Origin of the sequence: Chenggangzhangella methanolivorans (assembly GCF_042648545.1) — a bacterium.
GTDB classification, from domain to species: domain Bacteria; phylum Pseudomonadota; class Alphaproteobacteria; order Rhizobiales; family Methylopilaceae; genus Methylopila; species Methylopila methanolivorans.
On the sequence record NZ_JBHRXS010000001.1, the window covers coordinates 62,666 to 73,306 of the forward strand.

At 68.4% G+C, this 10,641-nt stretch carries 13 protein-coding genes and 1 tRNA gene; 5 read left to right on the top strand and 9 right to left on the bottom strand.

The window, feature by feature from the left end; translation table 11 throughout:
• The first annotated feature begins 178 nt into the window (after positions 1-178).
• Entirely contained in the window at positions 179-1,324 is a 1,146-nt protein-coding gene (locus ACFOWB_RS00325; RefSeq protein ID WP_378145036.1) for an alpha-hydroxy acid oxidase, read from the top strand.
• A 15-nt stretch (positions 1,325-1,339) separates the two neighbouring features.
• On the opposite strand, the gene ACFOWB_RS00330 is transcribed toward ACFOWB_RS00325, so the two are convergent.
• From ACFOWB_RS00330 to ACFOWB_RS00345, 4 genes are all read right to left on the bottom strand, one after another.
• Positions 1,340-2,494, bottom strand: a complete 1,155-nt coding sequence (locus ACFOWB_RS00330) for a GNAT family N-acetyltransferase (RefSeq protein WP_378145038.1) — start codon at positions 2,492-2,494, stop codon at positions 1,340-1,342.
• Between the two features lie 136 nt (positions 2,495-2,630).
• Positions 2,631-2,906: a 50S ribosomal protein L27 gene (rpmA, locus tag ACFOWB_RS00335; RefSeq protein ID WP_378145040.1), complete on the bottom strand. Its 276-nt coding sequence runs from the start codon at positions 2,904-2,906 to the stop codon at positions 2,631-2,633.
• A gap of 24 nt (positions 2,907-2,930) precedes the next feature.
• Positions 2,931-3,254 (bottom strand): 50S ribosomal protein L21, encoded by a 324-nt coding sequence (rplU, locus tag ACFOWB_RS00340; protein ID WP_261401892.1) that lies wholly within the window; start codon positions 3,252-3,254, stop codon positions 2,931-2,933.
• 193 nt (positions 3,255-3,447) lie between these two features.
• Complete coding sequence (locus ACFOWB_RS00345) at positions 3,448-4,365, bottom strand: EamA family transporter (RefSeq protein ID WP_261401891.1); 918 nt, start codon at positions 4,363-4,365, stop codon at positions 3,448-3,450.
• A 137-nt stretch (positions 4,366-4,502) separates the two neighbouring features.
• Between ACFOWB_RS00345 and ACFOWB_RS00350 the strand changes: the two genes are divergently transcribed.
• Positions 4,503-4,979 carry an Lrp/AsnC family transcriptional regulator gene (locus ACFOWB_RS00350; RefSeq protein ID WP_261401890.1) on the top strand — a complete coding sequence of 159 codons (477 nt, stop codon included), beginning with the start codon at positions 4,503-4,505 and terminating at the stop codon, positions 4,977-4,979.
• A 6-nt stretch (positions 4,980-4,985) separates the two neighbouring features.
• Here ACFOWB_RS00350 and ACFOWB_RS00355 read toward each other — a convergent pair whose 3' ends face one another.
• Positions 4,986-5,477, bottom strand: coding sequence for a prolyl-tRNA synthetase associated domain-containing protein (locus ACFOWB_RS00355; protein ID WP_261401889.1), 492 nt, complete (start codon positions 5,475-5,477; stop codon positions 4,986-4,988).
• Between the two features lie 187 nt (positions 5,478-5,664).
• Here ACFOWB_RS00355 and ACFOWB_RS00360 point away from each other — a divergent pair.
• The 3 genes from ACFOWB_RS00360 (at position 5,665) to ACFOWB_RS00370 (ending at position 7,156) form a co-directional block, all read left to right on the top strand.
• A tRNA-Gly gene (locus tag ACFOWB_RS00360) sits at positions 5,665-5,739 on the top strand.
• Positions 5,740-6,047: 308 nt separating this feature from the next.
• Positions 6,048-6,878 (top strand): universal stress protein, encoded by an 831-nt coding sequence (locus ACFOWB_RS00365; protein WP_261401888.1) that lies wholly within the window; start codon positions 6,048-6,050, stop codon positions 6,876-6,878.
• A 98-nt stretch (positions 6,879-6,976) separates the two neighbouring features.
• On the top strand, positions 6,977-7,156 hold the full coding sequence (locus ACFOWB_RS00370) for a hypothetical protein (protein ID WP_261401887.1): 180 nt from the start codon (positions 6,977-6,979) through the stop codon (positions 7,154-7,156).
• On the opposite strand, the gene ACFOWB_RS00375 is transcribed toward ACFOWB_RS00370, so the two are convergent.
• The 4 genes from ACFOWB_RS00375 to ACFOWB_RS00390 are packed head-to-tail and all read right to left on the bottom strand — an operon-like array spanning position 7,153 to position 10,632.
• A complete protein-coding gene (locus ACFOWB_RS00375) occupies positions 7,153-7,791 on the bottom strand; it encodes a DUF1003 domain-containing protein (protein WP_378145049.1) in 639 nt (212 codons plus the stop codon). The two genes, ACFOWB_RS00370 and ACFOWB_RS00375, sit on opposite strands and share 4 nt — an antisense overlap.
• A 52-nt stretch (positions 7,792-7,843) precedes the next feature.
• Positions 7,844-7,936, bottom strand: coding sequence for a cytochrome bd-I oxidase subunit CydX (cydX, locus tag ACFOWB_RS00380; RefSeq protein WP_261401885.1), 93 nt, complete (start codon positions 7,934-7,936; stop codon positions 7,844-7,846).
• A gap of 12 nt (positions 7,937-7,948) precedes the next feature.
• A complete protein-coding gene (gene cydB, locus ACFOWB_RS00385) occupies positions 7,949-9,088 on the bottom strand; it encodes a cytochrome d ubiquinol oxidase subunit II (protein WP_261401884.1) in 1,140 nt (379 codons plus the stop codon).
• A gap of 23 nt (positions 9,089-9,111) precedes the next feature.
• Positions 9,112-10,632, bottom strand: a complete 1,521-nt coding sequence (locus ACFOWB_RS00390) for a cytochrome ubiquinol oxidase subunit I (RefSeq protein ID WP_449252278.1) — start codon at positions 10,630-10,632, stop codon at positions 9,112-9,114.
• Positions 10,633-10,641: the final 9 nt, after the last annotated feature.

The following is a 10,641-nucleotide window of genomic DNA, read 5'->3' on the forward strand; positions in this document are numbered from 1 at the left end:
GCCGGTCCTGCAAACGGCGCTCATAGCACAAGAGACGCCGCGCTTTTAGGGTCTCGTGCGGAATGTCAGGTCTTCGGTCGCTTTGGCCCCAGACACGTGTATGGGATTGGGGACACGGCCGCATCGCCTCGCGGCCCCTTCAGTCCAAATGCGTCCCGGAGCCCCGGGGAGATTTTTGATGCGTCTCGAAAACTGCTTCAATTTCCATGACTTTCGCCGCCTCGCGAAGCAGCGGCTGCCCGGCCCGATCTTCAACTACATCGACGGCGCCGCCGACGACGAGACGACCTACCGTCGGAACACCGCCGCGTTCGAAGACTGCGACCTGCTGCCGAGCATCCTGCGCGGCGTCGGCGACGTCGACATGTCGGTCACCGTCATGGGCCAGAAGCTCGCGACGCCGTTCTACTGCTCGCCCACCGCGCTCCAGCGCCTATTCCACCATGACGGCGAACGCGCGGTCGCCGCGGCCGCGGGCAAGTTCGGCACCATGTTCGGGGTCTCGTCGCTCGGCACGGTGAGCCTGGAAGAGGCCCGCCGCATCAGCCAGGGCCCGCAGGCCTACCAGTTCTATTTCCACAAGGATCGCGGCCTCAACCGCGAGATGATGGCCCGCGCCAAGCAGGCGGGCGTCAACGTGATGATGCTCACCGTCGACAGCATCACGGGCGGCAACCGCGAGCGCGACAAGCGCACGGGCTTCGCCATCCCGTTCAAGCTTACGATCGCGGGCATGGCGCAGTTCGCCATGAAGCCGGCCTGGGGGATCAACTACCTGACTCACGAGAAATTCCGCCTGCCGCAGCTCGACACCCACGTCGACATGGGCGGCGGCGTCATGTCGATCAGCCGCTACTTCACCGAGATGCTCGACCCGTCGATGACCTGGGACGACGTCGCCAAGATGGTCGCCGAATGGGGCGGGCAGTTCTGCCTCAAGGGCGTGATGACGGCCGAGGACGCACGCAGGGCCGCCGACATCGGCTGCACGGGCGTGATCCTCTCCAATCATGGCGGGCGCCAGCTCGACGGCTCGCGGACCGGCTTCGACCAGCTCGCCGAAGTCGTCGAAGCGGCCGGCGACAAGCTCGACGTGCTGATGGACGGCGGCGTCCAGCGCGGCACCCATGTGCTCAAGGCTCTGGCGCTCGGCGCCAAGGCCGTCGGTCTCGGGCGCTACTACCTGTTCCCGCTTGCGGCCGCCGGCCAGCCGGGCGTGGAGCGCGCGCTCGAGAACCTGCGCGTCGAGATCGAACGCGCCATGAAGCTCATGGGCAAGACGCAGGTCAGCGAGCTCTCGCGCGCCGACCTGCGCTTCCGCTGACCGGCTCCGCCGCCGTCAGGGAGCCTGCACGGCGGCGTTCCGGGCCGAGAGCCCCCACTCCTTGAGCGACAGGAACACGTCGCGGTCGAGCCGGAAGACGTCGACCGCGACCGACCCCGCGGCGCCTGGCGAGCGCACGAAGCCCGCGCCCTCCCACTGAAATCCGCAGCGCTCCAGCACGCCGCGCGAAGCCGGGTTGGTCACCCGGCAGCGCGCTGTGGCCGCCGTCGCGCCCGTCATCTCGAAGGCGGCGTCGAGCACCGCCCGGGCGGCCTCGGTCGCAAGCCCCCTACCCCGGTGCTCGGCGCCCAGCCAATAGCCGAGCTCGATCTCGCTCCCCTGCCCCTCGGCCCAGCCGATGCCTCCGATCAGGTCGCCGACGTCGCGGCGGCGGATCGAGAAGGTCATCGAGGCCGGGCGACTGCGCCGCGCTGAGCCCAGCACGAAGGCGCGCGCGTCCTCGAGCGTGAAGGGCTTTGGGATCGCGGCGGTCATCAGGCCGAGCGTCGGGTCGGCCGAGAGCAGCGCGATCTCGTCGGCGTCGGCCGTCACGGGCGGGCGCATGACGAGCCGCGTCGTTTCGACCAGCGGCCGGGTCGCGTCCCATGACGCCCGATCGAGCGTCATGGCCACGAGCCGGACCGGCTCGGGCCGCGCCCGGGAGCGCTGCTCGACGAGGCCCGTGCGCCGGAAGCCGAGCTTCGCCAGGATCGCGGCCGAAGCCTCGTTGTCCACGAAATGGCCCGAGGCCAGCGCGTCGAGGTCGGTCGCGGAGAAGACGAGGTCGACCATGGCGCGCGCGGCGAGCGTTCCGATCCCACGGCCCCAGAAGGGCTTGGCGAGCCAGTAGCCGAGCTCCGGCCGTCCGCCCAGAGCGTCGATCGAGACGCTGCCGGCGAACACGCCCTCGACCTCGATCGCCGCGACGAGCATGTGGGGCGAGGCCGCAGGGCCCGCCAGGAACGTGCGCGCGTCGTCAATCGTATAGGGGTGCGGGACCGCGATGAGGTTCTGGGCGACGTCGAGGTTCGAAAGGCCCTCGGCCATGGCGAGCGCGTCGGCCTCGGCCAGCGCTCGCAGGCGCACGCCTGCGGCTTTCGTGGCGCAGGGCTTGTCGAGAAGCCGCGGGTCGAGTCTGTAGTTCGGCTCGGTCTCGGATGACGCGCGCATGGCGGCCGCCTCATGGGTCCGGAAAACGAAAAACGGGGGAGTACGGCGCCCCGTCTCCCCCGTCTGTCCGGATCTTGCGGTCGAACCGCCGAGGGAGCTTTAGGCGCCCGGCGGGATGCGTCGCATCAGCCCGCCGTCATTCCGCAGCTTCGGCCATGGCGGCCGGAACGACGTTCACGTAAGTGCGGCCGTTGGCTTTGTGCGTGAACTGCACTTTGCCTTCGGCGGTGGCGAACAGGGTGTGGTCCTTGCCCATGCCGATGTTGAGGCCCGGATGCCACTTAGTGCCGCGCTGGCGCACGACGATGTTGCCCGGGATCACGGCTTCGCCGCCGAACTTCTTCACGCCGAGACGGCGGCCGGCCGAGTCGCGGCCGTTGCGGGACGAACCGCCTGCTTTTTTATGAGCCATGTCTGTCTCCTATGTCCGGGCGGTTCAGTTCTTCGACGCGCCGGTCAGGCCCACGATCTTGACGATCGTGTAGTCCTGGCGATGGCCGCGCTTGCGCTTGGAGTTCTGACGACGGCGCTTCTTGAAGGCGATGACCTTCGCGCCGCGGGCGTGCTCGACGATCTCGGCCGCGACGGACGCGCCGGACACGAAGGGAGCGCCGATCGAAATCTGGTCGCCCTCGCCGATCGCGAGGACTTCGCCGAAGGTGACCTTGGAGCCGGCCTCTCCTTCGAGCTTTCCGACGGTCAGCACGTCGTCGGCGACGACCCGGTGCTGCTTTCCGCCGGTCTTGATGACTGCGAACATGTTTGTCAGTTCCCGTTTGCTAGAACGCGCTCCGGGGCGAATTCCCCTGGCGCGGCTTTTTGTTGGTTCAGACCAAAGGCCCAAACGGAAAGGCGCGAACGAGGGGTCCCGTCGCGCCGTGACGGGCTTCTACAGGAAGAGCCACGGGACGGTCAATCGAAAGCGAGCCGCTTCGTCACGAAAGCGTCGCGCCTTAGGGCGCGACGGCGGCGGGCGGGACCGGACGCCGCCTCGCGGCGCTCGCCGCGGCCCCGCCGCAGGCCATGACGATCGCGCCGATCGCGATCCATTCGAGGAGCGCCAGACGCTCGCCGAGAATCGCAAGCCCCGCGAGCGAGCCGACTGCGGGCTCGAGGCAGAGCAGCACGCCGAAGGTCTGGCTCGGCAGGTGTTTCAGCGAAAAGATCTCGAGCGAATAGGGAATCGCGCTCGACAGCACCGCCACTCCGGCCGCCATCGCGAGCAGCGTCGGGTCGAATGCGGCCTTCGCCGCGCCGGGCGCGCCGAAGGGCAGCGTCACGAGCGCCGCGGCGCACATCGCCAGCGCGATCGTGCGCCCGCCATGCAGATGGCCGACGCGCTTGCCGAGAATGATGTAGGCCGCCCAGCACGCCGCCGCTCCCAACGCGCAGGCGACGCCGACCGGATCGAGCGCGCTCGTCCCGTGGCCGAGCGGCAGCAGCAGGCCGAGGCCGAGCACGGCGAGCCCGACCCAGACGAGATCTAGCGCCCGCCGCGAGCCCGCGACGGCGACGGCGAGCGGCCCGGAGAACTCGATCGCGATCGTGATCCCGAGCGGGACGGTGCGCAGCGCGAGATAGAACAGCAGGTTCATGGTCCCGAGCACCGCGCCGAAGAGCGCGACCGAGCGCAGATCCTTGGCCGAGAACCGCGCGCGCCATGGCCGCCAGAGCGCGCAGAGGATCAGCGCCGAGATCGTGACGCGCAGCGTCGTGACGCCGGCGGCGCCGACTTCGGCAAACAGGCCCTTGGCGAAGGACGTGCCGACGCACAGCGCCACGATGCTGCCGACGAGCGCCGCCACCGCGAGCGGAAAAGCGAAATCGGGGGACGCGCCGGCGCTCTGGGAGCTGGCCGCGGGGCTCGACATCTCGGGAACCTGAGGCTGGAGGGACCGGCGGCGCCGGTCGGGGTGGGACTGCGCGGCGATCTCTATCCTGAAGGCCCCGCCGGATGTCGGCGATTTCAGTCGCCTAATCGACTGTTTCCGGCGCAAGCTGCCGTCTGATGACGAAACTCACCGAACTCGACGCCTTCGACCGGCGCCTGCTCGACCTTGTGCGCCGGGACAACCAGATGCCGGCCCGCGCGCTCGCCGAGACCGTCGGGCTGTCCGAGAGCGCCGTGCTGCGTCGCCTCAGGCGGCTGCGCGCCGAGGGCGTCATCACGGCGGACGTCTCCGTGGTGCGCCCCGAGGCGCTCGGCCTCGGCCTCACCATGCATGTGCTCGTCGCGATGGAGCGCGAGGGCTCGGCCGTGCTCGACGCCTTCGCGCGCAAGATCGCCGGCCGACCGGAGGTGCACCAGGCCTGGTACGTGACCGGCGAGAGCGATTTCGTGCTGCTGGTGCGCGTCGCCTCGATGGAGGACTATGAGCGCTTCACACGCGCGACGCTGAACGACGACCCGAACGTGCGCTCGTTCCGCACCATCATCGCGATTCGCGAGGTGGTGGAGGCGCGCACGCCCTCCGCGCTCGCCTGAGGGCCGTCAGCGCTCGACGATCACCGGCTCATGACCGGTCTCGCGCAGGAAACGCACGAGATCCTCAGCCGCGACCGCGGTGGTGGCGGTGTTCTCGAGCGGATGGAAGTTGACCCGGCCCTTCGCCAGGAGGCCGGCGTCGAGCCCGACCGTCACCCGGCCCTCGGCGTCGTTGATCGCGCCGAACGGCGTGACCGAGCCCGGCCGCACGCCCCAGACCTCCTCGAGGAGCCCGGCGGAAGCGAAGGAGAACCGTCCCTGCGCGCCGAGCTTCCGGTGCAGCGTCTTCAGATCGATCTCGGCCTCGTCCTCGGCGGTGAACAGGAACAAGCGGCCCTTCTTGTCCTTGAGGAACAGGTTCTTGGACTTGCCGCCCTGGATGCGGGCGCGGAGATGCGCGGACTCCGCGACGGTGAACACCGCCGGATGCTCGATGGTCTCATGCGCGATCCCGAGGCCGTCGAGAAAAGCGAACAGTTCGGCGCGGGTCGCGGGCATCGGGCGAAATCCTTCAGAGCGCCGGGCGTTCGCGCGATCAGGCGGGGCCGCTTCCGGACGCGCCGCCATAACGCGAGGCGGTTCGCGTCCACAAGTCGTCGAAAGCGCCTTGCAATCGCTCCGCCGTTGCGGCATATGGCGCCTCTCGCGAGCGACATGCTTCGCCCGCGACGAAGACGACTGCGATGCGGGTGTAGCTCAGGGGTAGAGCACAACCTTGCCAAGGTTGGGGTCGAGGGTTCGAATCCCTTCGCCCGCTCCAGTCTCTCAAACGAAGAAAGCCGCCGGAGACCGGCGGCTTTCTTCGTTTTCGGGCTACCGCTTCGATGCGCTCCGAACGCCCGTGGTTACACGCGGGTTACTCGGCCGTCTCCGACAGGCGATATGAAATCGTGTTGTCACGAGGGTACGCCCTGATGCGCTTATGACCCTTAGCCGTCCTGAGCTGAGTCCGCTCTTAGCCACAGCCTCGCTCGGCGAGACGGGGAAGGCGTGCTGCCTTCTGACTCAGATCAACGATGGTCCACCGCGGCCGGGCTATCTTGTGACGAACACGTCAGGGAGACCGCCATGGAAGCGACCAAAGCGGCTGGCTTTGCCAGCATCATGACCCACTTCGACCTCGGACCGTGGGCCGAGGCCCGCGGGCGGCTTGCCGCCGCGCTGGCGGACGAGCATGGCGCGCGCTTCATCGGCGTAGCTGCAGAGCTGCCGATCACCGTCGTAAGCGACATCAACTTTGCTGTCGAAGAGGTAGCGGATGACGAGCGCCGTCGCGCCAACGGGGATATTGCCGCGGCGAAGAAAACGTTCGACGCGGTCGTGGGTTCGCGCAACGACGTCGAGTGGCGCTGCTCGCTCTCGGATCCCACGCGTTTTCTGATCCAGCAGTCCCGGGCCGCGGATCTCATCGTCGTCGGACGCCGGGCATCATACGACCAGAGCGACCCGAGCATGAGTGTCTGGCCAGGCGTCGTCGCCATGGAGGCCGGCCGCCCGCTCTTGGTGGTGCCGCCGGAGAAGGACTTCCTCGCTGGCCACAAGGTCGTCGTCGCCTGGAAAGAGACCAGGGAAGCGAGACGCGCCGTCAAGGACGCACTTCCGATTCTGAAGAGAGCGAATGAAGTGGTGGTCATGACCGCCTCGGCTCATTACCGAGACGAGAGCGCCGAAGACGTGTGCTCCTGGCTTTCGCGCCACGGGGTCGCCTGCCGACCCTCACTGCATGCCGGGGAGATGACCTCGGTCGCAGGCGAAGTCCTTGACCTCGTCTCCGACATCGGGGCCGACCTGATCGTCTCCGGCGCCTATGGACACAGCCGCATGCGCGAATGGCTGTTCGGCGGGGCCACCCGCGACCTGCTCGAGACCAGCGGGGCCTGCCTGTTCATGTCGCATTGATGGGCCGGGCGAGTTCCCTCCGACCCCGAACCCGACGCTCGCTTCAAGAGGAGCGGGCGTCGTCTTTTTGCATCAAGTCGCCCGACTGGCTCGGCGGCGTGACGCTGGTCGTCCTCAGCGCACGTGAAGCCGTCGACCAGATGACCCTGCTCCGGGAAGGTGGCTTCCACGTCGGCCACGTCACGACCATCGACGGCGACCCCGTCACGCCCTTCGTGCTGGCGCTGCTCGCCGTCGACCGCCCGATAGTCGTGCCGTCGGGGACCGCGGCGCCTTAAGCCGCGGTGCGCCCGTCGTCGACGCCCGCGGCCGTCGCCGGCGGGACGGACTTCTCGTTCCCGTCCTGCACCAGCTTCGTCAGCAGATCGATCTGCTCTTGCTGCTTCTTGAGCAGACTGACGAGATGCTCGTCGCGCATGCGATCGAGCTTGTCGTGGAGCGCCATGATCTCGATCTCCGCCTTGAGGTTGACCTCGTAGTCGAGGGCGGCCGTCTCGCGGTCCTTCGCGACCTGGCGGTTCTGGCTCATCATGATGACGGGGGCCTGGATCGCGGCGAGCATCGACAGCAGCAGGTTCAGGAAGATGTAGGTGTAAGGGTCAAACGGACGCGCCAGCGCGTACGAGTTCAACCCGGCCCACGCCACGAAGCATGCTCCGAAGCCGAGAATGAAGCCCCAGGAGCCGCCGAGCTCGGCGACGCGGTCGGCGAGCCTCTGCCCGAAGGTCAGCTCGTCCCGGTCGGTCCCGGGACGACGCGTGACGACCCGGCGCTCGGCGGCGTGCTGAAGCACGCGCGCCTCGGCTTCCCGAAGCGCGCTCGGGTGCTTGCCGAACCAGCGCAGCGCCGCCTCGACCGCGCCGGGATGAGGATTGGCCGCGGCCGGCCGGACGCTCTTCGAATCCTTCGGCAGCCGGACGTACTTGAACAGCGGCGGCGTGCCTCCGCCCGCAGCCAGCCCGGCTTCAGGCGGTTTCACGGAGCTCGAGCCACATGGCGTTCAGCACCGCGAACGCGCTCGCGAGGCCGAGGCCGAGAACCCAGGCGAAGTACCACATGGGCAAATCCTCTCAGTAGGCGCTGGTGTCGCTTCGGATCGCCGCCAGGGTCACGCGGCCGCGCAGCACGCGGTAGACCCACGCCGTGTAGGCGACGATGATCGGCAGAAAGATCACGATGGCGGCGAGCATGATCTTGAGGGTCATCTCGCTCGAGGAGGCGTCCCAGACGGTGAGGCTCTGGTTCGGCGCGATCGACGACGGCAGCAGGAACGGGAACAGGCTGACCCCCGCGGTCGCCACAACGCCCGCCACCGAGACCGCGCTCGAGACGAACGCCAGGCTGTTCGGCCGCCTCGTCAGCAGCAGGCCTGTGACGGCCGCGCCCGCAAGCGCAGCGGCCGGGGCGGCCAGCATCCAGAGGTGGGCGGCGTAGCTCGCGAAGACGCGTCCGACCGAGACGTCGACGCTCTTCAGCAGCGGGTTCGACGGACCCGCCGGGTCGATCTTCCCGACGATGCGGTAGCTGTCGATTCCGAGCGCCATGCACACGCCGCCCACCATCATGCCGATGATGAGCAGCAGCGCGGCCTGCCGGGCGGCGAACGCAGCCCGCGACGCCACGGGCTCTTCCGCCTTCAAGGCGAGGTAGGTGCCGCCGTGCATGACCAGCATCGTGACGCTGACCACGCCGCAAAACAGCGCGAAGGGGTTGAGCAGGCCGAAAAACCCGCCCTCGTAGGTCATGCGGAGCTCATCGTCGAAGCGGAAGGGCACGCCCTGCAGCGCGTTGCCGACCGCGACGCCGAAGATCAGCGCGGGCACGAAGCCCCCGGTGAAGAGCGCCCAGTCCCAGAAGGCCCGCCAGCGGCGGTCCAAGACCTTCGAGCGGAACTTGAAGCCGACGGGCCGCAGGATCAGCGCCCAGAGCACCACGAACATTGCGAGGTAGAAACCGGAGAAGGCCGCGGCGTAGAGCGCGGGCCAGGCGGCGAAGATCGCGCCGGCGCCCAGCACGAGCCAGACCTGGTTGCCCTCCCAGACCGGGCCGACGGTGTTGATGGCGACGCGCCTCTCGCCGTCGGTGCGGGCGACGAACGGCAGCAGCGTCGCGACGCCGAGGTCGAAGCCGTCCATGACGGCGAAGCCAATCAGGAGGGCGCCGAGCAGCACCCACCAGACGACGCGCAGGGTTTCGTAATCGAGGGTCATGGGAGCGGTCCTGGGGTGAGGGCTTATTCGGCGGCGATTGCGGCGGGACGCGGCGTCCAGGGGCTCGCCGGGGCGTCGCGGGCCGGGCCGAGCAGGAGGTCCGGCCCCATGCGGATCGTTTTGACCATCAGGAACATGTCGACGACGGCGAGCGCCGAGTAGAAGACGACGAAGCCGATCAGCGTGGTCCAGACGTTGCCCGCGGACACGCTCGACACCGCAAGGAAGGTCGGCATCACCCCCTCGATGACCCAAGGCTGGCGGCCGACCTCGGCCACGATCCAGCCGAGTTCGCCGGCGATCCACGGCGTCGGCAGCGCGAGGAGCGCGACCCACAGGAAAGCGCGCGAGGAAGCGATGCGGCCCCGGCTCGCCAGCACGAAGGCGGTCGCGAACAGGCCGATGAAGAAGAAGCCGAGCGCCACCATGATCCGGAAGCTCCAGAACAGCGGCGACACGGGCGGCACGGTGCTCCAAGCGGCCTGGGCGATCTCGGCGTCGGTCGCGTTGAGCACGTCGGGCCGGATCTTCTTCAGCAGCAGCGCGTAGCCGAGCTCGCCCGACGTCGCCTCGAGCTTGGCGCGGGCCATCACGTCGGTCCGGTCGACCTTGATCTTCTCGAGCGCCTCGTAGGCCATCAGCCCAAAGCGGATCCGAAGCTCGACGTCCTTCACGAGGTCTTCGATCCCGGAGACCTCCTTGCTGATCGAGCGCGTGGCGATCAGGCCGAGCATCCAGGGAACCTTAACCTCGTAGCGGGTCTCGCGCGCCTCAGCGTCCGGGATGCCGAACAGGGTGAAGGACGCCGGGGCGGGCTCGGTTTTCCACATCGCCTCGATGGCGGCGAGCTTCATCCTCTGGTTCTCGCCCGTCGTGTAGCCGCTCTCGTCGCCGAGCACGACGACCGACAGCGCCGCGGCGAGGCCGAAGCTCGCGGCGACGGTGGCCGAGCGCTTGGCGAGGTCCACGTGGCGGCCGCGCAGGAGGTAGAGGGCGCTGATCGCGAGCACGAAGACGGCGCCCGTGACGTATCCGGCGCTCACCGTGTGGACGAACTTCGCCTGGGCGACCGGGTTGAAGATCAGCGCGGAGAAGTCGGAGACCTCCATCCGCATGGTGTCGGGATTGAACGTCGCCCCGACCGGGTTCTGCATCCAGCCGTTGGCGATCAGGATCCAGAGCGCCGACAGGTCCGTGCCGAGCGCGAGCAGCCAGGTCACCACGAGGTGGCCGACGCGTGAGAGCCGCTCCCAGCCGAAGAAGAACAGGCCGATGAACGTCGCCTCGAGGAAGAAGGCCATCATGCCCTCGATGGCGAGCGGCGCCCCAAACACGTCACCGACGTAATGGCTGTAGTAGGCCCAGTTCGTGCCGAACTGGAACTCCATGGTCACGCCCGTCGCGACACCCATGGCGAAGTTGATGCCGAACAGCGCGCCCCAGAACTTTACCATCCGCCGCCAGATCTCGCGGCCCGTCATCACGTAGACGGTCTGGTCTGCCCCCTGAGAAGTGGTCCTCCCTGAGGTATGGCTTTTGGCCATTTGGAGGAC